The organism is Cellulosilyticum sp. ST5 (assembly GCF_046529625.1).
In the GTDB taxonomy this organism is placed as follows: Bacteria; Bacillota; Clostridia; order Lachnospirales; family Cellulosilyticaceae; genus Cellulosilyticum; species Cellulosilyticum lentocellum.
Genome location: NZ_CP132338.1, coordinates 2,073,979 through 2,099,858 on the forward strand (window position 1 = coordinate 2,073,979; position 25,880 = coordinate 2,099,858).

At 34.3% G+C, this 25,880-nt stretch carries 23 protein-coding genes and 1 pseudogene; 2 read left to right on the forward strand and 22 right to left on the reverse strand.

Features of this window, described 5'->3' with window-relative positions; translation table 11 throughout:
• Positions 1-211: 211 nt before the first annotated feature.
• The 3 genes from QTL86_RS10075 to QTL86_RS10085 form a co-directional block, all read right to left on the reverse strand.
• Positions 212-850 carry a TetR/AcrR family transcriptional regulator gene (locus QTL86_RS10075; RefSeq protein WP_127066192.1) on the reverse strand — a complete coding sequence of 213 codons (639 nt, stop codon included), beginning with the start codon at positions 848-850 and terminating at the stop codon, positions 212-214.
• A 367-nt stretch (positions 851-1,217) separates the two neighbouring features.
• The gene (gene brnQ, locus QTL86_RS10080; protein WP_127066191.1) at positions 1,218-2,504 is read right to left on the reverse strand and encodes a branched-chain amino acid transport system II carrier protein; all 1,287 of its coding nucleotides are present in this window, start codon (positions 2,502-2,504) and stop codon (positions 1,218-1,220) included.
• Positions 2,505-2,909: 405 nt separating this feature from the next.
• Complete coding sequence (locus QTL86_RS10085; RefSeq protein ID WP_127066190.1) at positions 2,910-3,245, reverse strand: YddF family protein; 336 nt, start codon at positions 3,243-3,245, stop codon at positions 2,910-2,912.
• A 310-nt stretch (positions 3,246-3,555) separates the two neighbouring features.
• Between QTL86_RS10085 and QTL86_RS10090 the strand changes: the two are divergent.
• Positions 3,556-4,695, forward strand: a pseudogene (locus QTL86_RS10090) (IS3 family transposase).
• 43 nt (positions 4,696-4,738) lie between these two features.
• On the opposite strand, the gene QTL86_RS10095 reads toward QTL86_RS10090, so the two are convergent.
• The 6 genes from QTL86_RS10095 to QTL86_RS10120 all read right to left on the reverse strand — a co-directional run bounded on the left by QTL86_RS10095 (position 4,739) and on the right by QTL86_RS10120 (position 9,425).
• The gene (locus tag QTL86_RS10095) at positions 4,739-4,924 is read right to left on the reverse strand and encodes a hypothetical protein (RefSeq protein ID WP_127066189.1); all 186 of its coding nucleotides are present in this window, start codon (positions 4,922-4,924) and stop codon (positions 4,739-4,741) included.
• A gap of 649 nt (positions 4,925-5,573) precedes the next feature.
• Positions 5,574-6,338 carry an alanyl-tRNA editing protein gene (locus QTL86_RS10100; RefSeq protein ID WP_127066188.1) on the reverse strand — a complete coding sequence of 255 codons (765 nt, stop codon included), beginning with the start codon at positions 6,336-6,338 and terminating at the stop codon, positions 5,574-5,576.
• A 10-nt stretch (positions 6,339-6,348) separates the two neighbouring features.
• Positions 6,349-6,660 carry an AzlD domain-containing protein gene (locus QTL86_RS10105; protein WP_410497119.1) on the reverse strand — a complete coding sequence of 104 codons (312 nt, stop codon included), beginning with the start codon at positions 6,658-6,660 and terminating at the stop codon, positions 6,349-6,351.
• 47 nt (positions 6,661-6,707) lie between these two features.
• Positions 6,708-7,442, reverse strand: a complete 735-nt coding sequence (locus QTL86_RS10110; RefSeq protein WP_013656532.1) for an AzlC family ABC transporter permease — start codon at positions 7,440-7,442, stop codon at positions 6,708-6,710.
• A 29-nt stretch (positions 7,443-7,471) separates the two neighbouring features.
• Positions 7,472-8,452, reverse strand: a complete 981-nt coding sequence (locus QTL86_RS10115) for a serine O-acetyltransferase (protein ID WP_243118657.1) — start codon at positions 8,450-8,452, stop codon at positions 7,472-7,474.
• A gap of 58 nt (positions 8,453-8,510) precedes the next feature.
• Positions 8,511-9,425: a PLP-dependent cysteine synthase family protein gene (locus QTL86_RS10120; RefSeq protein ID WP_127066186.1), complete on the reverse strand. Its 915-nt coding sequence runs from the start codon at positions 9,423-9,425 to the stop codon at positions 8,511-8,513.
• Positions 9,426-9,567: 142 nt separating this feature from the next.
• Between QTL86_RS10120 and QTL86_RS10125 the strand changes: the two genes are divergently transcribed.
• Complete coding sequence (locus QTL86_RS10125) at positions 9,568-11,007, forward strand: PLP-dependent aminotransferase family protein (protein ID WP_127066185.1); 1,440 nt, start codon at positions 9,568-9,570, stop codon at positions 11,005-11,007.
• A gap of 306 nt (positions 11,008-11,313) precedes the next feature.
• On the opposite strand, the gene QTL86_RS10130 is transcribed toward QTL86_RS10125, so the two are convergent.
• From QTL86_RS10130 to QTL86_RS10190, 13 genes are all read right to left on the reverse strand, one after another.
• On the reverse strand, positions 11,314-12,222 hold the full coding sequence (locus tag QTL86_RS10130) for an NlpC/P60 family protein (RefSeq protein ID WP_190283568.1): 909 nt from the start codon (positions 12,220-12,222) through the stop codon (positions 11,314-11,316).
• Positions 12,223-12,443: 221 nt separating this feature from the next.
• A complete protein-coding gene (gene purD, locus QTL86_RS10135; protein ID WP_410497120.1) occupies positions 12,444-13,697 on the reverse strand; it encodes a phosphoribosylamine--glycine ligase in 1,254 nt (417 codons plus the stop codon).
• 3 nt (positions 13,698-13,700) lie between these two features.
• Positions 13,701-14,282, reverse strand: a complete 582-nt coding sequence (gene purN / locus QTL86_RS10140; protein WP_127066158.1) for a phosphoribosylglycinamide formyltransferase — start codon at positions 14,280-14,282, stop codon at positions 13,701-13,703.
• The gene (gene purM / locus QTL86_RS10145; protein WP_127066157.1) at positions 14,270-15,313 is read right to left on the reverse strand and encodes a phosphoribosylformylglycinamidine cyclo-ligase; all 1,044 of its coding nucleotides are present in this window, start codon (positions 15,311-15,313) and stop codon (positions 14,270-14,272) included. Before purM ends, purN begins: the two co-directional genes overlap by 13 nt.
• Before the next feature lie 134 nt (positions 15,314-15,447).
• On the reverse strand, positions 15,448-16,845 hold the full coding sequence (purF, locus tag QTL86_RS10150; RefSeq protein WP_127066156.1) for an amidophosphoribosyltransferase: 1,398 nt from the start codon (positions 16,843-16,845) through the stop codon (positions 15,448-15,450).
• 15 nt (positions 16,846-16,860) lie between these two features.
• Positions 16,861-17,565, reverse strand: a complete 705-nt coding sequence (purC, locus tag QTL86_RS10155; RefSeq protein WP_013656491.1) for a phosphoribosylaminoimidazolesuccinocarboxamide synthase — start codon at positions 17,563-17,565, stop codon at positions 16,861-16,863.
• 125 nt (positions 17,566-17,690) lie between these two features.
• Entirely contained in the window at positions 17,691-18,179 is a 489-nt protein-coding gene (gene purE, locus QTL86_RS10160; protein WP_013656490.1) for a 5-(carboxyamino)imidazole ribonucleotide mutase, read from the reverse strand.
• A gap of 120 nt (positions 18,180-18,299) precedes the next feature.
• Positions 18,300-22,016 carry a phosphoribosylformylglycinamidine synthase gene (locus tag QTL86_RS10165; RefSeq protein ID WP_410497121.1) on the reverse strand — a complete coding sequence of 1,239 codons (3,717 nt, stop codon included), beginning with the start codon at positions 22,014-22,016 and terminating at the stop codon, positions 18,300-18,302.
• 364 nt (positions 22,017-22,380) lie between these two features.
• A complete protein-coding gene (sigF, locus tag QTL86_RS10170) occupies positions 22,381-23,100 on the reverse strand; it encodes an RNA polymerase sporulation sigma factor SigF (RefSeq protein WP_127066153.1) in 720 nt (239 codons plus the stop codon).
• A gap of 23 nt (positions 23,101-23,123) precedes the next feature.
• Positions 23,124-23,552, reverse strand: coding sequence for an anti-sigma F factor (spoIIAB, locus tag QTL86_RS10175; protein ID WP_013656487.1), 429 nt, complete (start codon positions 23,550-23,552; stop codon positions 23,124-23,126).
• Between the two features lie 24 nt (positions 23,553-23,576).
• Positions 23,577-23,918, reverse strand: a complete 342-nt coding sequence (locus tag QTL86_RS10180) for an anti-sigma factor antagonist (protein ID WP_013656486.1) — start codon at positions 23,916-23,918, stop codon at positions 23,577-23,579.
• Positions 23,919-24,119: 201 nt separating this feature from the next.
• Positions 24,120-25,505, reverse strand: a complete 1,386-nt coding sequence (locus QTL86_RS10185; protein WP_127066152.1) for a tetratricopeptide repeat protein — start codon at positions 25,503-25,505, stop codon at positions 24,120-24,122.
• The gene (locus QTL86_RS10190) at positions 25,495-25,668 is read right to left on the reverse strand and encodes a hypothetical protein (RefSeq protein WP_013656484.1); all 174 of its coding nucleotides are present in this window, start codon (positions 25,666-25,668) and stop codon (positions 25,495-25,497) included. Before QTL86_RS10190 ends, QTL86_RS10185 begins: the two co-directional genes overlap by 11 nt.
• Positions 25,669-25,880 lie beyond the last annotated feature (212 nt).

Sequence of the window (25,880 nt, forward strand, 5' to 3'; positions counted from 1 at the left end):
TCCTTTAATTACAAGGGCCGCTCTCACTACCTCTTTATTCAATCAGTAGTGAGAGCGGCCACACATTTTCTTTGTCTTGTCAACTACTTTTTCAAAAAAAGATCTCTATACCATTTGATTGGTATAGAGATCTTTTTTCGTCATCTTAACTTAATGACATTGCCCCAAAGCAAAAGAAACTTTTTAAATGGTTTTCCTGTATTATTCATCATCAATTCCCCTTTTCATTTCCAAACACCTGTAATACTTTCATTAAACTACCACTTTCGGCACCAAATAGTCTTTCTACGTTAAAAACAAAACCTTGCATGCGTGAATAACGTTCTACATCTGACATTTCTACTAAATCTCCATCAAAAATAGTACTGGCATAGACAACGACCATCTCCATACATTCATAAGGAAATGGTGTATTAAATACTCCTTCTTCAATGCCTTCACGAACAATAGCTGTTAAAATTGGAGTAATACCATTAATAATAGCTCTTTGTATTTTTTGATGCATCAAGGCATTCTGTGGTTTATGAATATGCTCTACAATTTCCTGCCCACCTTGATTGGTTATATTAAGTGCCATCACAACGCGAATAATCCGTTCATCTACTGGTATCCTTTGATCCTCAGCAATAACCTTGGCTGCTGCTAGAAGCCTATTATTATACCTTTCAATAAGTGCATCCATAATATGCTCTTTTGACTTGAAGTGATAATAAAGTGTTCCTCTGGCAATGCCTACTTTTTCAAGAATATCGTTGGTACTTGTGGCATCAAAGCCCTTTTTTTCAAACAGCTCACTTGCCACATCCAGTATTTCATTCCTACGTTCTTCTGCATCTTTTACATCCCTCATCTTATATTCCCCTTTCTAGACCGACTGTCTGTCGGTTATATAATATTCTTATATTTTAAAATTGTCAATATGTTTTCAAACAATTTTAAACCGTAAAAAAGCTCTAAAAAGAATACAATACCAAATTGTGTTCTTTTTAGAGCTATATGTTTTATTCAACACCAAAAGTCTTTTAAAACACTTATCCTAACTATAAGTTATCTATTACTTTTTTCTAGATTTTGACAGGTTTGATGTAAAAACATTCTATCCTTAGTTTCTAACTGTTCTTTATTAATAAAAAACGTTAAATGTCTATAAATTGAAATAAATGCTACAGCCTAACCATCCTTACATAATAGATAACGAATAATACACTATTATTGTATTACTCCTTTACCTGGTTCCAACTTATTAGTTGATAAACTATAAATACCACTAGAACTGGTACAACCCATGGAAATCCCATGCTACTTAAAGGAATAAGTCTAATTACTTTTTGTAACGGCATAATCCCTAATGTTTGCCCCATAACATCAAATAAAGATATGGCTAGGGTTGTATAAACCGCTATTTGATAAACTCTATCACTAGCAATCCATTGGTCTACAAATGTAAGTCCTATAAGTACAATAATAACAGGATAAAGAATTTTAAGCACTGGTAGTGTAATCCCTACGATTCGATCTACTCCCATAAGTGCTATGCCCATACTTACAATCGAAATTAAAATAGCCCCTAACCAATAAGGTAATTTCCCCTTTGTTAAATCTGAAAAATACTCTGCTCCTGTAGCAGTTAACCCTATAGAGGTTGTTAAACACGCTAAAGATACTGATATTGCAAGAAAAACAGATCCCGTTTCACCTAGAATTTGATGTGCAAGCGATACAACTAAAGCTGTTTTTTCTATTGTTCCTTTCATATGACCTGTATACATCCCCAGGTACATCAATCCTCCATAGATAATGCCCAGGCCAATGATAGCTACTAAAGAAGATTTTAATGTAAGTGTTATAATCTCCTTAGGCTCATTATAACCTTTGGATTTAATCGTATGAACTATCATACCACCAAAGCACACTGCTGCAAGAGCATCCATGGTCTGATACCCTTCTATTAAAGAGTCTGCAAATACATTATCTAAAGTTGTTTCTGTTACTGGCCCTAAAGGTGATATACTCCCTCTAACAATTAATGTCACTAAAGTAACTAATAAAATCGGTGTTAAAAACTTACCTATTAAATCCACAATAGATATAGGACTAATAACAAGGAAGGTATTTATTAGAAAATATATACCAATAATTGCTACAGGATTGATATTTTCAAAAAAAGGTTTAATCCCTATCTCATAGGTTGTTGCAGCTGTTCTTGGAATAGCAAAAAAAGGGCCTATAGTTAGCATAAGTGATGTGATTAAAATTGCAGAGAACAAACTACTTACATGGTTTCCTACAACCCTGAAATCCCCTCCAACTTTAGCTGTTGCCATAACACCTAATAGAGGAAGCCCTACGCCCATAATCATAAATCCAATTAATCCTATCCAGTACTGATCACCTACCATACGCCCAAGGTAGGGTGGAAAAATAAGATTACCTGAGCCAAAAAACATTGCAAACAATGCAAATCCAATAATTATCATGTCTTTTATACTTGTGTCTTTTTTCATGTTGAATCTCCTGTCCATTATTTATGTAACCTACAGATTGTATTTTAATCTATTTTGCTGTGTAAATATAGTCTCAAAAAGTTTAACGCCAATTAAAAAATATTATTTACCTTCTTCTATTATTTTAGTCATAAAGGTATAGCTTACTATTTACTGACACCTTCTCGGGCTACAACGACCATGTAAAAAAGAGCCAAATGACATCTATCATTTGACTCTTCTTTGCATTCCAGCATCTCATTATTCTTTTTGATTTATTCTATAGCAAAAAAGGCATAGCCGTAATCCCTCAGCATGCCCTGCACTTAAAAAAGTAATCTGATATGTTATAGAATTGAATTCCACATTAATTATCTGACCGCTGTCACTCTTGGTAAAAGCCAAGGTCAATTCCTTTCTTGATTACTATTTAAGACGAACCATTCTCTTTAAACAATAACCAATATCCTCTACTTCTTCCCGATTAAGAACAACACCTTCATCTGGTCTTTCATTAAGTTTGAAAACAATGGCTATTTGTCCCACCTCTTGATGAAATTGAATTCGGTTCATCATTATAGGCTGCTCTAATAATTCTCTCATAATAGTTGCTGTTGCTTCATGACCAATAGCTGATATAAATCCATAAGTTTGTAAAAGTTCTCTAGCTGTATCAGTATCAATGTCTGATATTTCATAAAGTCCATTTGTTGTTGCTACAGTTCCATTAAATAAGGCTATAGGCCACGTATTTTCTTTCACCCACTATCTCCCCCCCTAAAAATCTTCCGTTTTTATGAAGTTTAAAACTTTTATCTTGTATATTATTCATACCTTTTCTTATTATTATACTTTCTTCTTAGTTCATTCCAGTCAATGTATCGTCATTTTATAGTCTCATTATATCACAATTCATCATAAAAATAGAAAACTTTCATTTATCTCATATGAAGTTACCTCATTTAATGCAAGAAAAGCTACATCATTAATCATTTGTGGATCTATATTAAATAAGTAGACACAATTTGATATTAGTGATTATATTAAAGTAGACACAAAAGGAGGTGCCCACATGGCAACTAAACAAACTCGTTATGATGAAGATTTTAAAAAATCAATCGTTGCACTTTATCATAATGGCAAAACTCAGACTTCTCTCTGCCAAGAATATGATATTTCACAGACTTCTCTCGCTAAATGGATTAAACAATATTCTACTGTTGAGACCGATGATGGCAAAGTCCTAACTGCTAAACAAATTAAAGAAATGCAAAAAAGAATGGCTCAACTTGAGGAGGAAAACCTCATATTTAAAAAGCGATTGCCATATTCACGCCACACTCTCTGAGCGACTAGATGCTGTTTATAAACTACGCTTTCAGCATGATATCAAAACCCTTTGTCGTGTACTAAACGTAAATCTCAGCACTTACTATAAGCACTTCAACTCTGAATCTGCTCCAAGAGTAAGGGAAAACCTAAATATCAAACGTGTCATTCTTCAGATTTATTCTGACTATGATAAATGTCTTGGTGCTTATAAAATCACATATATCCTCAGTCGTGATTATGGTATAAACATCAGCGTGGGACGAGTGTACCGACTGATGCAATCAATTCTCTTCCTAAAATGTCTACAGATAAACCTTGTAGAGTAAAACATCACGATCAGGGAGAATGCGATAATCACCTCCATCAGGAATTTAACCAAAAGGCTCCAAATCTTGTCTGGGCTAGTGATTTCACTTACATAAAAGTTAATGGTAAATGGTATTATCTTTGCATTGTCATGGGCTTGTTTTCTAGAAAAATCATTGGTTGGCACATAGCTAGCAACCACGATGTTACCTTAACAATGTCAGCTTTTAATAAGGCTTATAAAAGCCGTCATGTTCAGTATGGCCTCATATTTCACTCTGACCAGGGATCTGAGTATACTGCTTTTGCATTTAGAAATCTCTTAGATTCCTATAATGTTGTGCAGTCATTTTCTAAAAAAGGATACCCTTTCGATAATGCTTGTTGTGAAAGTTTTTTCAAATATCTCAAAAAGAATCGCACCAATCGCAGAAACTATCATACCTTAGAGGAACTTCGACTAGATATTTTCGAGTACATTGAAAATCTATATAACAATCGTCTTCCCCACGGTGCGATTGGATATAAAATGCCAAATGAGTTAGAAGCAGAATACTGGGATCAGCACGCATAATTGTTGATCTCAACAAATTTTTTCGTTACAAATCGTGTCCAAACTATTGACTATACTCCAGAGCATCACAAAAGAACCTTAACCATTTTCCTTCTTGTGTAATGCCTAACATCATTAAGTTATATTTGCTTAAATCCATATTTTCTATCGCTGCTGCAGCTGACTTTAAAGATACTTCATATTCATTTGACATCCCACCAAAGATTACTAATACATTTTTCTTTTTCATCGCTCATTCTCCCTTTGATACGCTCAGTTAAATTTTTATAAACTTGCTATATATCTAGATTAACAATTCTTTATAACAATCCACTTACTATTTTCATTACGAATTTGTCATAAATTATTTTTTAATGCTATTAGTGTGGCAATCTGACTTTAGCATGCAAAAAGAGCCAAACAACATTTGTCATTTGGCTCTTTTTATGCTCCAGCACTTCATTATTCACTTTTTCTTACTTATGCTATTGCCAAAAAAGGGCATAGTCATAGCTCCTCAGTACACCTTGCACTTTAAAGGCCTGATAGCATAAGTTATAAAAGTTTCAACGAAGAGTGAGGAGCTCTTAAAAGTCTTAGCCGGTGCACCCTTATGTTAGGAAACTAAGACTTTAAGACTCTGGTTTAAAACTTTATTTAATTGTAAACTTTATAAAAACGTTTTTTGACAACTTATAAGTGGTGCCTCCCTTGCAGCGTACAAGCGAACATTTTCCTTAGAGCTAGAGGTACCTGCAAGGCAGATTGAGCCTTAGTCCAAGCCCGGTCAGTTCATCAATTTGATACTGTGGTGATTATACCATGGCAGTTGTTTGTTATGTTTTTACACCTATTATATGTACCCTAAAAGTGGAATCCCTAATAAAAATTTAACCTTCTTAATCTTTATGATATAATTCCATTGGTAACACATGATTAGGGAATTCTATTGTAATTCTTTGTAGATTTTTTCCTTTACTTTTCTTAGTGATACGCACATTACCAATATATTTGGTAGAAGGTAAGTGTGTTCCTCCACATGCACATACATAATCTAAGCATTTCCAGTAAACAGCTTCTTTTTGCTTAACATGAGCATATGTTTCTATTTTGTAGTCGTTTAAAATAAGTTCATTTACACATTCTGTAATTTTCATTATCTCATCATCATTTAATTTATCATGTATAAAAAAATCCAGCCTAGCTAAATCTTCCCTAATATCTGCCCCTTTAACATACGTTATTATTCCTTTCCTTACTCTATCAATTGCCATTAGCACAAGGTGAATAGCTGTATGTGAAATAGTTAATCTAGCTCGCCTTTCTACATCTATACAAATCTTCACTTTCATTCCTACTTTAAAATATCTTAGATATTCAACCTCTATATAATGATAAATAGGAGTATTAACAGATATAGTTGGAAAGTCTTGCTCCAAGAAAACATCTCCTACTCCTTTTTTTACATTTAAAAAAAGAATTTTTAAGCTTTGCTTAAAATTATCTTCTATTAAAAAACATCCTTTATCTGCCTGTTGTCCTCCTCCTTCTGGAAAAGCTACCGTTTGGTCACATACAATACCCATTTCACTAACTTCTACTACTGTAGCAATACATGTTGTTAAATACAAATCATCATAATATATTTTTTCTGTTTTTATCATTAATATCTCCTTAAATAAAAAATAACTGTATTAAAATAGTTACCGCTACTGTTCCGCAAATAGTATATGTTATATTTAGCTTAGCATAAGAAAGTATGACTGCTACACATCCACCTACTATACCTATTATAGGATAATTTGTATTTACTGATAAAATGCTTGGAAATATCAAAGCTCCTAATGCTGCATAGGGTATAGCTTTTAAAATACCTTCTAACTTCTGAGATATATGCATTTTATCTAATATCATTACAGGCAGTACTCTTGGAATATATGTTACTAAAGACATTCCTATTATTATAAAAACTATTTGTATATCCATTGAGTTCCCTCCATTTGAAGCAAATTTTAATTTATGTAAAATCCCTTTTATTCCTTGTCGATTTTGCTCATAGTGTATTTCCCTTCTTCATTAGTATCACGTAATATTTCGGCACCTATAACACCACCTAGTATAGTCGAACAAACAATTGCCCAGCTAGACTTCATAATTATTCCTAATAATATATTGATACAGATGCTGATAAGTACTACATATAAAACTTTAAAATCTTCATGAATACTTGGCATAATCAAACCAATGAACATAGCATATAGTGCAATAGACATACTTGAACAAATACTTGTTGGAATAATATCTATGATAACTGTCCCCAATATGGTTCCACCAATCCAAGAAACATATGTTATTAATGCTAATCCACCAAAAAAGTATTGATTACAATGGCTATCTTCTTCCATAGACATAATTCCAAAGGTTTCATCTGTTACGCCAAATGCCAATATCCATTGCAACCATATAGGTACATTTTTTAATCGATTCATTATGTAAGTACTCATAATTAAATGCCTAATATTAATAATTAATGTAGCAATTATAATTTCTAAACTTCCAGCACCGACAGATAACATATTCACTGCCATTAATTGACTAGCTCCTGCTAACAACATTATTGACATGACAATGCATTCAAGCTTAGATAATCCTGTTTGAACAGCAATTACCGAAAATGCAATTGATATAGGTATAAAACCTATTAATATAGGTATGCCTTTTTTTAGTCCCCATATAAACATTTGCTTATTTTGATTTAACTTCTTCATGGCAAACCTCTCTCTTTTAATATTTAATATCATCCTATCTGTTCTTTATAACCCTCTCTTCCTAATGCCACTGCCTCTATAATAATTATTTGAAAATCATCCTCAAAATCAATTCGTATATTCATTTTCTTGCATTCTGGACTCTTTTTTTCTTCAGTAAATTTAATTGTTAAGCATATTACACTATCTTCAATAGTAGTCACCTCAAGCTGAACACCTAATATTATACTATTATTTTCATCAACCAAATAAACCCTTGGTTTAGTTAAATTTCTCCCATGTATTTCTATTTTATCGTTACTTTTAGGTATTACTCCATAAATTAAGACCTTTTCCCTATCCTTGTTATACATAATTTGCATCTGATTAGAAATAGAGACTACAGTCTGAGAAGGAATATTCGTCGTTACAACACAATTAGGATTAATGACGACATCGTCTCCAATATTTATAGGCCCTAATATTCTTGCACCTCCACCTATCTGAACATTATTACCTATTGTAGGATGTCTTTTCCCCGGCTTATTATTAGCTATCCTTCTAGAACCAATAATTACACCTTGCAACAAATAACAGTTATCTCCTATAATTGCAGTTTCTCCAATCACACTACCTACACCATGATCAATTACAAATCTCTTTCCAATCTGAGCTGCGGGATGAATTTCTACATGAGTCTTTACTTTAGCTTCTTCAGAAATTAAACGTGAGATTTGTCTACGCTTAATTTCTTCTAGTGTCTTTTCATAGTAAATCGCATTAGCCATTCTATAATATACAACTGCTCTAAAACTCAAATATGAATTAAAGACATACTCCAATTCATTTGCTGCAGGGTCTTTTTCTCTTAGTGCTATTAAATCATCTCCTACACGCACACATATTTCATCTATAACTTGCTTTTTAATATCAGTAATCATCCCGATATCATCCCATTCTTCTTTCGGTAGATATAAATAAAATAAATTTTCTATTTGCTTTTTTATTATTTTATAAATTTTTTTGTCCATTCGTCTATTTCCCCTTTGATTCCTATATCGTGCCCATCAATAAACTACTTATTTCCTATTAATAATGTTCTAAATAACTTCTCCCACTATCCGGTGCAACTGTAACTACTACTTTTCCCCTTCCTAATTCTTTTGCAAACTTTAATGCTATACAAATATTAGCACCTGCTGAAATCCCCACAAGTAAGCCTTCTTTACATGCCAATTGTTTCATCATTCCATTAGCCTCTTCATAAGTTATATCAATGGCATTATCAATAACCTCGCCTTGAAGAATAGGTGGTATCATTCCTATTGAAAGACCCTGGATTTTATGAGGAACTGAATTACCTTCTAAAGATTGACATCCTTTAGGCTGTACTACTACTATATTTGCATTACTAAACTTCTCCCTAATAGCTTTTCCAACACCACTTATAGTTCCACTACTTCCCATTCCTGCAACAAAACAATCTATTTGTTCCAATGCACTAACAATTTCCTTTCCCGTTCCCCTATAGTGTGCCTCTACATTCCCCATATTACTTAACTGATCTAGCCATATATACTCTGGATGTTCATTTAATATTTCATTAACTAATCTAATATGTGAATCATTTCCTGTACTACTATCTGATAAATATACCTTCGCACCATATGCTTCTAACATCCTAATCTTTTCCTTACTATAATTATCAGGAATAACTAATATTAAATTATAACCTAATATGCTCGCAGCCATAGCCAATCCTATTCCTGTGTTTCCACCTGTTGGCTCTATAATTGTCTGCCTAGAGTTAGGAACTAACACCCCTTTTTCTTGGGCTTCTCTAATCATCTGAATTGCAACCCTACTTTTTACGCTACCCCCTGCATTAAATTCTTCTAATTTCACATACACATCAGCCATATCTTCTGACACCACTCTTCTTAATTGAATCAATGGCGTGTTTCCTACATAGTCTATAACAGTATTTCTAAACTCTTTTTCCATAAAATTCCCCTTAGTATAGTTTATTTTTTCAAATTTTCTAATATAATATAACATATACTAAAATTTAATTTTAGTACCACAATTTTACTTTTTTTCTAGTACCACGTTGAATAAACCAACTTTTTACGAAAGGATACTAACTATGATTTGGATAGAAATAGATAAAACAAAAAAACTTCCCCTAATTAGACAAGTTTATCAGCAATTACGAAGTAAAATATTAAATGGTCAATTAAAATCAGGTGATAAACTACCTTCCTCTAGAGAATTAGCTATCTTCTTACATATTTCTCGAAATGTGATTTTAGAGGCATACAATTTACTATTGTTAGAAGGATACATTATTAGTAAACCTTCTATTGGTACTTTTGTTGCAGAAGGCATCTTATTAGACAACACCCTAACCACTCCTTCTCAAAACTTTTCATCTTCTCTACTTTCAAAAAATTCTATTTCTAATGAAAAAACCATAGATTTTCGTTCAGGCATTCCTGCACTAGACTTGTTCCCCCTAAAAAAATGGTATACTTTAGAATCTCAACTTGCTTTAGAGACATCGCCTAATTGCTTTGATTATGGTACGCCTCAAGGAACTCCTGAATTACGCACCTCTATTTGTACCTACCTCCAGCGAACACGTGGCCTAATTTGTGATCCCTCACAAATTATTATTACCAGTGGGTCCATTCAAAGCTTCTCTCTTCTATCTAAACTTCTACTGACTCAAGATACCTCCTATATCATTGAAGATCCTTTGCATTATGAAATCAGAAAAACCTTTGAAACCACTTGCATCAATCATTATAGTGTTCCAGTAGATGAACAAGGTATTCTTACTGCTTTTCTTCCTGAAAATATTAATCCTTCATTTATATTTGTGACACCTTCACATCAATACCCATTAGGTGGTCTACTTTCTATTCAACGTAGAATTGAATTAATTAGATATGCTGAAGAAAAAAATTGCTATATTATAGAAGATGACTATGACAGTGAATTCCATTATTTAGGATCTCCTGTTTCTGCTTTATATGATTTGGCTCCTAATCGTGTCATTTATGTAGGTACTTTTAGTAAAATTCTCTCGCCTTCTCTTCGTATAGGCTACATGATTCTTCCTTATGAATTGGTTGATTGCATTTGCGAATATAAAAAAAGAAGTGACTATTTCACCAACACCCTTAATCAACTGCTTCTTTCTAAATTTATAGATAATATGTACCTTAACAAACACATACTTAAAATGCGCAAGTTATATTTTAAGCGCCATAATACACTTATTGAATCACTACTAAGTACCTTCGATAATTCCGTAACAATTCAAGGAGAATCAACAGGGTTACATTTAATAGCTATGTTTAAACATGTAGAATTTACAGAGCCTCTAATAAAATTTCTTTATCAAAACGGTGTTGCTATTTATCCTATTTGGATTCACTCTCTAAGAAAAGATTACCCAAAAAACAGTATTATTTTAGGCTACAGCCACCTTTCCTGTGAAATGATTCAAAAAGGTATTACACTTTTAAAAGAGAATCTTATTGTTTGGTACAATCAGATTGATAGCAACAATAATGGCTAACGCCACCGTTTAAATCAACTTGTAGTATTCTTTTAACTTACAGGTTGATTTTTTATCTAATGAATTTGTCTATAATAACACTTCGATGTCTTTCATACGGACCTCTTAATACTGCAATATCTAAAACTCATCTTAACTAACTACAATTACTTAAAATACGTACTATTTTATTACTAACGCAAAAATCTCTCAAGACATTAACTAGCAATATCTTGAGAGACCTATTATTTTATACTTATTCTAAAGTCATTTTATGACACATAGTTTAGAAAAACCACCAAATTTTAATATTTCCATTTTTATATTTTATATTACTCTTCTAATCACTTGAAGCGGTAAACTGCCAGATGTATAGGCACCTGAAATAATAATCCCTGTTGATGGTGTACTTGCATGAATCATCTTACCATCTCCTATATAAATGCCACAATGACTAATGGCTGATGCACTGCTTCCAAAGAATAACAAATCTCCTTTTTGAAGGTTTGCTTTAGCAATCAATGCTCCTACTTTGCTTTGATCAATTGAGGTCCTTGGAATCGTTACTCCATGAATTTTCATAACACTTTGTGTAAAACCAGAGCAATCTGTCCCATTTGTTAGACTACTCCCACCATATACATAAGGGTTTCCTAAATACTTCATGGCTGTATCAACCACTTTTTCACCTTTTGAACTATTAGTGGTTGTTGTGCCACCTGTCCATACAGGAATCTCTCCAACATTACTGAGTGGCTGGGTACTAATATAAGCTCCATACTTACAGTCTATATATTGACTCGACACAAACCCGGCACTGCCATTAACCATAATCTTATAAAAGTCATTAACTTTATATAAAACTTCAACATTAGTTCCGCTTTTCAAACTTCCAATAATTTTTGACTTTTGAGTATCCGGATAGCTCCTTATATTTAAACTTGTTGCTTTAACAGTCCCATCAGCTTTTGTGAGTGTTAGGTATTCTCTTTTAATATAAGCTTTTGTACCTTGAATATCGACTTTATACCATACATCACTTGTTCCTACCAAATCAACAATCTGTACTGACTCTTTAGCATAAACCTTCTTAACAATAGATGAGGTTGCTGTAGGATTTGATCTCACATTAAGAACATTTGCATTAACAGTACCTACTGTTTTACCAAATGCAAACTGAGGAAGCATCATCATGCTAGCTCCTAATATCAATGTTATTTTCTTTCTATTCCACATAAAAACCTCCATTTTCGTACCATAAGTTGTATATATTAACAATTTATTACATTTTGTTACAGACATTGTACATCTTTTTAAAACAAATGTCAATTTCTGTAAGAGTATTTCTGTAAAAACTACATAGCGCTATTAATTAAACCCTCCTAATAATTGATTCAAAATAAAAAGCCTCACAACTCTTGAAAATCAAGTAATTGTAAGGCTCAAACCTATTCCTTTTATTTTGCTATATCGCTTCTGTATTGCATACCATCGAAGTTAATCTTTTTCACTTCTTCATAAATAGTAGCTCTAGCTTCACTTAAGCTAGCACCTAAGCTTGTAATAGCTAATACACGTCCACCATCTGTTTGGATGGTACCATCTACTTTTTTAGTGCCTGCGTGGAATAAATAAGTATCTTTATTTAAATCAGCAAGACCTGTAATGACATCGCCTTTATGAGAGGTTTCTGGATACCCTTTGCTAGCAAGTACTAAAGTCACGCTTTGTCTTTCATCCCATTTAATTGGTGTATTTGCAAGGTTACCATCAATGCAAGCTTGCATGATTTCTATTAAATCTGTTTTTAATCTTGGAAGTACACTTTGAGTTTCTGGATCGCCAAAGCGTACATTGAATTCTAGCACTTTTGGTATATTGTTTTCGATCATTAAGCCGATGAAAAGCACCCCTTTAAATTTAAGGTTCTCTTTCTTGAAGCCACTTATAATTGGCTCTAGGATTTGTGTATCAATATTGGCTTTAACTTCTGCCGTGATGATTGGATTTGGTGAGAAGCCACCCATACCACCTGTGTTGAGACCTTTATCATTATCAAGAGCACGTTTGTAGTCTCTAGCTGTTTCCATTGGTACAATACTATCTCCATCTACGAAGCAAAGAAGGGAGGCTTCTGTTCCTGTTAAGAACTCTTCTAATACGATAGTACTACCTGCTTCAGCAAATTTACCACTAAAGATTTCTCTTATAGCAGCTTCTGCATCTTCGTATGTTTCACAGATAAGTACACCTTTTCCTGCTGCTAAGCCATCTGCTTTAACAACCACTGGTAAACTAAAGTTTTTGGCTTCTGCTATACAAGCTTCTACTGCATCGCTTTTAAAGCTAGCGTATGCTGCTGTTGGAATGTCATTGCGAATTAAAAATTGTTTTGTAAAGTGTTTACTTCCTTCAAATTGAGCACATTCTTTATTAGGTCCAAAGATATTTAAGCCTCTTTTTTCAAAAACATCTACAATACCCATTACAAGTGGTACTTCTGGTCCTACAATAGTAAGATCCACTTGCTTTTCTTCTGCAAAGTTAGCTAATACTTCAAGTTCCTCTACTTTAATAGGAATATTTGTAAAAGCATCTTCTGTTCCCCCATTACCTGGTGCTACAAAAATCTCAGCTTCTGGATGAAAACGTCTCACTGTATGTGCAATGGCCGATTCTCTTCCACCATTTCCTACGATTAATATCTTCATGGTTTAGTTGCTCCCCTCTATCTGTTTGATAGCTTCCACCAAAATTTTGTGTTCAATTTCAGCTAAAATACGTTGTTGTAAACTTTCTGGTGTATCGTCTTCCAATACCTCTAATTGACGTTGAAGAATAATTTCACCTGTATCTACACCTGTGTCAATATAATGAACAGTTGCACCACTTTCTTTTTCACCTGCAGCAATTACGGCTTCATGGACATGAATGCCAAAATAACCCATGCCCCCGTATTTGGGAAGAAGTGAAGGATGAATATTAATGATACGTCCTTTAAAGGTATTTACTAATTTTTCATCCATGATTTTTAAGTATCCTGCGCAAACCACAAGGTCTACTTTTTGCTCTAATAATAAAGCCAGCAACTCCTCATCATAATGACCATTCTTTGGATCCACATGAAAAGCGGGGATATTGTGTTTTCTAGCACGTTCAAGCCCATAAGCCGATGCTTTATTAGAAATAACACAGACAACCTCACTTGCTAGCGTGCCATTTTCTACTGCATCTATAATGCTTTGCAAATTGGTGCCACCACCTGATACAAGTACACCTATTCTTAATCTTGACATAAAATCACACCCTTGTTACCTGCTACGATTTCACCGATAACTAATGCTTTTTCATCTGCCTCATGAAGTGCTGCTAATACTTTTTCACTGTCAGCTGCATCAACTACTAACATCATACCAATACCCATATTAAAAGTATTATAAAGCTCATTAACCTCAAGGTTTGAGGTTTCTTCTAAAAATTTATAAATAGGAGGTTTTTCGATGACATTGATATTGATTTTAGCATCTACGCCCTCTGGAAGTGTACGTGGTACATTTTCGATGAAACCGCCACCTGTGATATGTGCAATCCCTTTAATTCTAGCTGCTGCTTTTGCTGCTTTGACTGCTTTGACATATAGTTTAGTTGGTTTAAGCAGTGCTTCACCGTAAGTTTCACCAAGTTCTGCACTATAGGCTTTAAGGTCTACACCTGCTGTTTCCACTAATTTTCTAACAAGCGAGTAACCATTACTATGTACACCTGTTGAAGGAAGTCCAATAATCACATCTCCTGCTTTAATAGTGCTGCCATCAATCATTTCTTGGCGATCTACAATACCTACTGCAAAACCAGCTACATCATATTCACCATCTGGATAAAAACCTGGCATTTCTGCTGTTTCACCGCCAACTAAGGCACATAAGCTTTCTTTACAACCATCTGCAATACCTTTTACAATGCTTGCAATATGTTCTGGTGCAATACGTCCTGTTGCAATGTAGTCTAAGAAGAATAAAGGCTCAGCGCCACCACAAATAATATCATTCACACACATAGCTACTGCATCGATACCGATTGTATCGTGTTTGTCCATATCAAAAGCTAATTTTAATTTAGTCCCAACTCCGTCTGTTCCTGATACAAGTACAGGTTCTTTCATACCTGCAAAAGCACCAAGAGAAAAGGCACCGCCAAAGCTTCCGATATCTGTGAGTACCCCTGGGATAAAAGTTGATTTAACATGCTCTTTCATCTGTGCTACTGCTTCATATCCACGGTGAACGTCCACCCCAGCATCTTTATATGTGATTTTACTATTAGACATTTTTCTTCCTCCTATATCAGCCATAGCACGCTATAGCTATTATTTTTATATTTTATCATTTTTAGAAAAGTATTTCATTCACTATTATAACAGAATGTACCCTAGACAGATGATAATCTAGGGTACTTTCTTTATTAACATTGTGAAGGTGGTGTGCCAATAGGTACTTCCATTGGATACTTACCATTAAAACAAGCTTTACAGAATTGACTCTTATGATTGCATACTTCGCGAAGACCATCTTCACTTAAGTAAGTTAGAGAATCTGCTCCTAAGTATTCACAAATTTCATCGACTGATTTTTGCGCTCCTATCAAAAATTCTCTATAAGGTGTATCAATCCCAAAATAACAAGAATATTGTACTGGAGGTGAAGTAATACAAACATGTATTTCTTTAGCGCCTGCTTTTCTCACTTGTTCTACAATACGTTTACAGGTTGTTCCCCTTACAATCGAGTCATCAATCATAATGACTCTTTTACCCTCAAGATTTTGTTTAAGTGGAGAAAGCTTAATCTTAACTGCATTTTCTCTCATCTCTTGAGTAGGTTGGATGAAAGTCCTTCCTATATATCTATTTTTTACAAGTCCTTCTCCATAAGGAATACCTGATTCTTTAGCATATCCAATAGCTGATGGTACTCCTGAGTCTGGTACCGGCATTACCATATCTGCTTCAATCTTTTTCTGTTTTGCTAACATTTTTCCTGCATTCACACGGAAATCATACACACTATCCCCATCAATGACACTGTCAGGTCTTGCAAAGTAAATAAGTTCAAAGACACAAAGATGTTTTTGACACATATTAGAAGGCTCTATACTTCTTAGCCCTTCCTTATTAATCACCACAATTTCTCCTGGTTCTATGTCTCTTACAAACTCCGCATCTAATACATCTAGTGCACAACTTTCAGACGCTAATACATATCCATCTTTAAGTTTTCCAATGCAAAGTGGTCTAAGACCGTGTGGGTCACGAATACCAATAAGTTCTTCTCCTGTTGTTAAAACTAAGGCATACGCACCCTTTAAAAGACTCATAGTATTTTTAATCCCTGTTTCAATGCCTTTATTACTGTATCTAGCAATCAAGTTTAAAATAGATTCAGTATCTGTGGTGCTATGAAAAATAACACCACTATCTTCTAGAATCTCTCTAATGTTTTCCGCATTTACAAGGTTTCCATTGTGAGCAAGCCCGATATCACCTTTTTTGTATTTAGCTACTAAAGGCTGTGCATTTCTCACATCTTTATCTCCTGCTGTCGAGTAGCGTACATGGCCAATAGCAATATTCCCTTGAAGTTCGTTAAGGGCTGTTTCATCAAATACATCTGCTACAAGTCCCATGCCTTTTCTAACTTCAATGTCCCCTTCACAATTAACTGCAATACCTGCACACTCTTGCCCTCTATGTTGAAGAGCAAAAAGTCCATAATACGCAAGTCTTGAGGCATCTTTTTCTTCTCTATAAACTCCAATTACGCCACATTCTTCATGTAGTGAATCATCTTGTAAAAACTTCATATGACCGCTCCCCTATTATTTGGTTACTCTTGCGAGCATTTCTGCATAAACTTCTTCTACACCGCCAAGATCTCTTCTGAAACGGTCTTTGTCTAATTTTTTGTTTGTTTCAGCATCCCAGAAACGGCATGTGTCTGGAGAAATTTCATCAGCTAGAATAATCTTGCCATCTACACGGCCAAGCTCGATTTTAAAGTCAATGAGTTTAACACCAATTTTTAAGAAATATGCTTTAAGAAGTTCATTAATTTTGAAAGTCATCTCACTCATTACTTTAAGCTCTTCTTCTGTAGCAATATCAAGTGCTAAGATTTGATAGTCATTAATCATTGGATCACCAAGAGCATCATCTTTTAAACAGAATTCAAGTGTTGGATTTTTAAGTACTGTTCCCTCTTCTACTCCAAAACGTTTTGAGAATGAACCAGCAGCTACATTACGTACGATAACTTCTAATGGTACGATTTCTACAGCCTTAACAACTGTTTCTCTATCATTAAGTTCTTCTACTAAGTGTGTTTCAATACCATTTTGTTCTAACATACGACACATAATGTTGCTCATACGGTTATTAACAACACCTTTACCTACGATTGTTCCTTTTTTCTCACCGTTAAATGCTGTTGCATCATCTTTATAACTTACAATGTAATATCTTTCGTCATCTGTTTTAAATACTTTTTTTGCTTTTCCTTCGTAAAGTTGCTCTCTTTTTTCCATTTTAAATTCCCTCCATTTTTTGAATGAAGAATTAAGAATCAAGAGGGAAGAATGAGTTAACTCATCCCCTTATCACGCTCTTCCTTCTTTAATTCTTCTTTTTTGAATTTATTTTTTTAATTGATTTATTGGAATCTAGCGCTTACTGCTGCATCCTTTTCTGCTACTTTTTCCGCCATATTTTTCTTGTGAAGCGCTAACTTTTCTTTTAATTCTGGGCTACTTAAAGCAAGCATTTGAACAGCTAAAATCCCCGCATTCTCAGCACCATCAATAGCCACTGTAGCTACCGGAATACCTGGAGGCATTTGTACCATTGATAAAAGTGAATCAAGACCATCCATAGTACTAGACTTAATAGGAAGCCCAATAACAGGCAATGTCGTAAAAGCAGCAATAACACCGCCTAAATGAGCCGCTTTACCTGCTGCTGCAATAATGACACCAATGCCATTTTTCTCTGCATCTCTCGCAAATTCTTCAGCAGCATAAGGTGTGCGGTGAGCCGAAATAACTCTAACCTCTACCTCTACGCCAAAATCCTTAACTGTTTTTACACCTTTTTCTACAACTGGAAGATCTGAGTCACTTCCCATAACAAAAGCTACTTTCATAATAACCTCCTAAGTTATACTCTCTTGTAATCTAATCTTTTTAGACTATATAACCAACTATCTATTCTATGCTATTTCATAAACCATCTATTTAAAACTACGCTTCACATAGCTTGTTTTTTATTTAAAGTAATTCACCCCAGATGTAAACAGATTTTGCTCTTTATTACCTGGAATATTTTTATGAATAAACTCACCCACACGTTCACTATGTCCCATCTTACCTATAATACGGCCATCAGCAGATATAATCCCCTCGATGTTATGCATACTACCATTTACATTGACATTACCATCTTGACTTGCAAAACCATTTTCATCTACATATTGGCTAAATACTTGACCTTTAGCAATAAGCTCTTTCAACATAGCTTCTGGTGCTACGAAACGACCTTCACCATGTGAAAGTGGGATTTCATGAAGGTCACCTAAGCTAACCCCGTTAAGCCATGGAGATTGCACACTTGTAATTTTTGTTCTAGCCATAAGAGAAATATGTTTACCAATCGTATTAAAGGTTAATGTTGGGCATTCTCCATCCATTTCTCTAATTTCACCATATGGTAATAACCCTAATTTAACAAGTACTTGGAACCCATTACAGATTCCTAACATTAATCCATCTTGCGTATAAAGGTGTTCATGAATGGCTTCTTTTAATCTTTCATTTCTAAAAGTGGAAGCAATGAACTTACCACTACCATCTGGCTCATCACCAGCTGAGAACCCACCTGGGAAAGCAATAATTTGTGCCGACTTAATACCTTGATATAAACGTTCAATTGAATCTTCAATGTCACTGTTTGTACGGTTAATAAATAGTACTTCATTTACCTTAGCGCCGGCTCTTTCAAAAGCACGTCTTGTATCTACTTCACAGTTAGTCCCTGGGAATACCGGAATAAGTACTTCCGGCTGTGCGATTTTTTGTTTAGCTACATAGATTTTTCGCTCCCCAGTGAAGGTTGCATCTGTTGCTGCTAATGGACTATCTACTTTTTGAGTAAAGACATTAGCCGTTGGTGCTAACATAGCTTTAATGATTTCACTGATTTCTAAAGTCACTTCATCTATAGTTACTACTTTTTCTGTTACAGTTTCACCAATGACAGTAACGTAATCTTCTTTTAAGCTTGCTGCTACTTCTGGTGCTACTTCTAATACAATATCTCCATAGGATGCTACAAATGGTGCTATTTCTGGTGGTAATTCTACTTTTACTCCGATTTCATTACCAATAGCCATTTGACTAAGTGCAGCTACTACTCCTCCAGCACCAATAGCATAGGCACTTTGTACTTTATCCGCTTTAACAAGTTCATAAATCTTACTATAAGCTTCATGCATTATACTAAAGTCTGGCATGTAAACATTATCTTTTGGAATAGCAATATAAACAAGACGATTACCTTCTGCTTTTAAGCTACCACTTACACATTCTTTAGCGTCTCCTAAGTTACAGGTAAAAGAAATAAGTGTTGGAGGAACGCTGATATTTTCAAAAGTACCAGACATACTATCTTTACCACCAATTGCTGCAAGCCCTAATTCTTTTTGAGCTTTTAATGCGCCAAGAAGTGCTGCTACTGGTTTACCCCAGCTCGTTTCACCATTTAATCTCTCAAAGTATTCCTGGAAAGAAAGGTAAGTCTTCTTGTAATCTGCACCTAATGCTACAATTTTTGCAATACTTTCTACTACTGCATAAAGAGCACCGTGGAATGGTGATTTTTCTGAAAGATATGGATCAAATCCATGTGTCATAAAGGTTGCTGCTGTTGTTTCACCTTTTACTAAAGGCACTTTAGCCACCATACCATTTTCTTTTGTTAATTGGTTTTTACCGCCATATGGCATAAGTACTGAACCTGCTCCAATGGTACCATCAAACTGCATCCCTAACCCTTTTTGGAGGCCTACATTTAAGTCTTTTAAGGTAGCAAGTATGTTATCTTTTGAAAGTTTCTTCACTTCAATTTCAATTTCAGGAGCTGTTACTTTTGCTTCTCTTTGCTGCGTTACACCTGCGCTGTCTAAGAAACTTCTATCAATATTAACAACTTCTTTGTTCCTCCAAGTCATTACAAGACGTTTTTCCTTTGTTACCTCTGCTACACAAACTGCATTTAAGTTTTCTTTATTAGCTAGATTAATCATCAACTCTAAATCATTTTTATCAATGGCAATTGCCATTCTTTCTTGAGACTCAGAAATAGCAAGTTCTGTTGCATCAAGTCCCATATATTTAACTGGTACAAGGTCAAGGTTAATACGAAGCCCTTCAGCGATTTCACCGATTGCTACACACACACCACCTGCACCAAAATCATTACAACGAATAATTCGTTTTGAAAATTCTGGGTTTCTAAATAATCTTTGAAGTTTTCTTTCTTCTACTGGATTACCTTTTTGTACCTCAGAACCACAAGTATGTAGTGATTCTTCTGTATGCTCTTTAGAAGAACCTGTTGCACCACCACAACCATCACGACCGGTTGCGCCACCTAAAAGTAAAATCACATTGCCTGGGACTGGTTCTTCATGCTTTACATGTGAGCGTTTAACTGCTCCTACTACAGCTCCTACTTCAAGACGTTTTGCTTTATATCCTTGGTGATAATATTCTTTAACTTCACCTGTTGCAAGTCCTATTTGGTTACCATAGGCACTATAACCATTGGCAGCTGTTTTTGTAATCACACGTTGTGGTAATTTACCAGCCATTGTATTTTCTAATGATTCATTAGGATCAGCTGCACCCGTTACACGCATAGCTTGATAAACATAGCTACGTCCTGAAAGTGGATCACGAATAGCACCACCAAGACATGTTGCTGCACCACCGAAAGGTTCGATTTCAGTTGGGTGATTATGTGTTTCATTTTTAAATAAGATAAGGTATTCTTCATCTTTACCATCTACCTTAATGTTATCTACAATTGTACAAGCATTGATTTCCGCTGTCTCGAATAATTCTTTTAAGCCACCTTGTGCTTTAAGATGTTTTACAATAATGGTTGCCATATCCATAAGAGATACTTTTTTATGATTACGTCCTAGTTCTTCACGCATACCATAGTATTCATCTAAAGCTGCTTTAATAGGTGCTGCATATTCACCTTCTTCAACCTCTATCTTAGTAAGCTCCGTCATAAAAGTTGTATGACGACAGTGATCTGACCAATAGGTATCAACTACTTTTAATTCTGTAAAGCTTGGATTTCTATTAATCCCTTTAAAATAACCTTGGAAATAAATAAGGTCATCCAAATTCATTGCTAAGCCTTGTTCTTTTCTAAAGTTTTCTAAAGCTACTTCATCCATATTAATAAAATCTACTAATACCTTGACATCCTCTGGAACAGGATAAGTCATATCTAAACTTGCTACTGGCTCTAAAGAAACTTCTTCAGCTTCTACAGGGTTAATCACATGCTTTTTAATCTTTAATAATTCTTCGTTTGTTAATTCGCCATCCACAATGTAAACTCTGGCTGTTCTCACAGTAGGTTTAAGGGTGCTATCAATAATACGAATACATTGCTCACAAGAGTCTGCTCTTTGATCATATTGTCCTCTTAAATAACTTACAGCAAAAGCCTTGCCACTTGTTAACGCCAGTTCCTCTACTAATGTATCTGATTGAGGTTCTGAAAAAATCGTGTTTAATGCTTTTTCATAAACCTCGTTTGTAATATGCTCAATATCATATCTGTTTAAAATTCTTACTCCCTTAACAGCTTTTATATGTAAAAACTCTTTTAACTCGCTCTCCATACGCTTCGCTTCTACATCAAAACCATTCTTCTTCTCTACATATACTCTGAAAACACTCATCGTGGTTCCCCTTTCGTATGAATTAACCTTAATTAGCTATTGTAAGCGTATCATAATTTAAGAATAGCGTCAATCATTTTATCGAACAATATAGTTTAAGTTTTATTTATCGTTCGACATGCCTCTCGCTTTTTGGATATTTTTAACATTTAATCCTATATTTTTTAATTTCTTTCTCGGTTATACTTCCCTTATCCAGGCATTTTACCGAACGTTTTCATTCTAGCTCTTTATTTGTTGTTCGGTTTTATCAGTTGTAACATGTCTTTTTTATACGCAAAATAAAAGCTAGACCAAGTGTTGCTTCAGCGCAACTTATCTTCATCTAGCCTTTTTATTTCTTATTTTTATAGAGAGCTAAGCTTTAGCTTCCTAACATTTCTCGCATTTTCTTTAAAATACGTTTTTCAATTCGCGACACTTGAACTTGGGATATATCTAAGGCACTAGCAATTTCTGTTTGCGTACGGTCTTCAAAATATCGCATATGAATAATCTCTCTTTCAATGGGTAGTAGCCTTTCTATGAGCTCTGTCAGAATCATTTTGTCTACTAAGCTATTTTGGAGTGTTGGCACCTCATCGATTTTATCCGATAACGTAATAGGCTTGCCATCTCCTTGATAAATAACAGCATTTAAAGATTCTACCTCTGCATTTGACTCTAAAGCCTCTACCACTTCTTCAACTTGTAAATCTAAGCCGGCTGCAATTTCACTAATCGTTGGTTCTCTATTGAGTTCCCTTATTAGCTCATCCTTTAGAATTCTTACTTTATAAGCTGTTTCCTTTAGAGAACGACTTACCTTAATCATGCCGTCATCCCTTAAAAAACGTTTAATCTCTCCTACAATCATAGGCACTGCATAGGTAGAGAATTTAACATTAAAGCTTAAATCAAACTTATCAATACTTTTTAAAAGTCCAATACTCCCTATTTGAAATAAGTCCTCCATATCATAACCACGATTACTAAATCTTCTTACTAAACTCCAAACTAGTCCTAGATTCTCTTGTACTAATATGTTTTTGGCTATTTCATCACCTTGTTGTGCACGTTGTATGAGTTCTAAGGTATGATCCATATTATCCCACCTTTACCTCGGGCTTAGACCGCGAGAGATCTTTTCATTTTTACACTTGTTCCTTTGCCCATTTGTGAGAATACCTCGACCTCATCCATCATGGATTGCATTACCGTAAAGCCTAGACCTGCTCTTTCCTCTTCTAATGAAGTAGTATAAAGTGCTGTCATAGCATCATCTACATTCGGTATGCCTTTCCCCTCATCCACAACTTCTATTTCTACAGTGCGTTCTTCATAAGCACATCTAATGGTAATTAAGCCATCTTCTTTATTACTATAACCATGAATAATACAATTTGTAACAGCTTCTGAAACGGCCATTTTAATGTCATAAAGTTCCTCAATTGTTGGATCTAATTGAGAAACAAACGAACTAATAGCTACCCTAGCAAAACCTTCATTAATAGAACTACTTGCAAATTGTATTTGCATTTGATTTTTCTTTGGCACTTTTTTGTCCCCCTCATGCTTCTCTTAAGCAAAAGCTGCTAATGCTTCCAGTGCTTCTTGTTTACTATTATAAGTTTTCATTAATTTATAAATACCTGACATACTGAGTATTCTTCCTGCTTCTCTTGAAACGTTGTATAATCCAATACTTCCCCCACATATAGCCACACTTCTATACCTTCCCATAAGCATACCTATACCTGAACTATCCATAAAATTCACTTTTTCAAAATCAAAAAGTAAATCTTTTGCTCTATTTTTTTGATATTCCCTATCTACCTCGCGTCTAATTTCAACACAAGTATGGTGGTCAATCTCCCCTTCTAAGACAACCACTAATGTTCGCTCCACCATAATAAATTCCATTCGCAATGTCCTCGCGCCTCCTTATCTTTAATCTCTTATAAGAATAGCGCCTTTTCCAATAATTGTCAATCATTTTCCAATTATTAACTAATATCATGCATTTTTATGATTAGTGGCATTTTTATGTATTTATATTCCTATTCGTAACCATTTTGCCACTATCATCAATCGTAACTTTATGGCTTAGTACTTTAAAACTAATTATTGAATCCTTTCTTTTGCACGTCTTGCTTCATAAGTATCAGGAAATTCTGTGATCACTTTGTTATAGTAATTTTGTGCCTCTGTTATATTCCCTAGTTTCTCTTCTGTTTCCCCTAAGTAATATAAACTTCTTCTAGCTGTTTGTGAAGTCCCGTCATATATAAGGGCAGCTTCTAATTTTCCTTTAGCCCCTGCATAATCTTCTCCATTAAGTAATTGATATCCCTCGTTATACAGTTCCGCTGCTGCCTTTTCATAACAAGCTTCTTTAAGAGCCTCATAAGTCATTTTACTTTCTTCATCTAATAAAGAAGGTGCAATATTATATAAAGCTTCTGCTGCTTCAACATACATTCTTTCCTCTATATGTGTTTTTGCTGTAACTAGCTTATCCTTTTGTACATAAGCACCTAGTTGCTTTTCATATTCTTGTGTCTGTGTTTTTAATTTTGTATTATCAGCTTCTAAAGTAGCAGCTTTTAAGTTAGTATCTTTAATAATTTGATTAAGTTCATCACTTAACTCATCTTGCTTATTAGTAAGTCTTGTAATTTCTTGTTCATAGGACTTTACTTGATTAGGATGTATGAGGAAATGATAAATCACAAACATAGCTATAAGCCCTATAATAAAATAAAGCACTGAATACCTTAAAGATATACTACGATCAATAACACGGACTGGCTTTACTTTTTTATGAGACTGGTTAGTTGGAATGTATTCTAGCTCATAAGGCTGAACTGTAGAAGTGTCTTCACCGCTCAATGCCTTAAAATATCTTAATGCCTTTTGATGTCCACTATCTATCTTTAGTGCACCTTTTATTTGTTCATTTGCTTTGTAAAATTGCTTATCTTGCATATAACATAAACCTAATAAAACCTTTGCTTCTACAAAATTAGGATTGACACCTACTGCCTTCTTTAATCTAATAATGGCTACATCAGTGTTTTTTTGCTTTAAATACTCCAAAGCTTTATTATATAAATGAATCACTTCCTTATAACTAACTAGCTGTTTAGGTGATTTCTGAATTTCATTAATATAGTGCGTAGATACTTCATCTTCCTTATTTAAGGAATGACTTATAATCCACTCTTTTAATGCTTCTCCTACTCTTCCCACTTCAAAATAAATAAGCCCCAATAAATTCCTTGCTTCCGTATTATATTTATTAAGATGAAGTGCTTTCTGTAAATAATCTATTGCTAAAGTCAAATTCTTTTCTTCTGCTGCATAATAACCTCTATTATAGTAAGCTATGCTTCTCTCCCAGATTTCTTTGACCCAGTCTATTTTGCGGTGGCAGGTATGGCAATAAACGTCATGCTTTGCTTTATTTCCACAATATGGACATACATACTCCATCATCTTATTCCCCATCCTTCATCTCTCTTAAGGCACTTGCTTCATTATAAATGTCATTATCAAAAAACTTAAATATATCTATCATATCCATCATATCTTCTTGGCTAATGCGCTCCTCAATACGATTTACATTAAGGATAGGTCTAAATTTCTCTAATTCTTTTTCAAAATTAATCATTTTTCCCCCTCTTTCCCTCTAAAAATAAAATTTATATAAATATTGTCAATTATTCTTATTTCATAGTACAACTTACCATTTAGTTTATCAATATAAATCGTTCAATTCTACTATATTTTTTAAAGTTTTTTGCTTTCTCATTATTAATGTTTTAAGCCTTGTGACTTGACAGTTTCTTAAAAACTATGTACCCTAAATATTAAAATAATGTG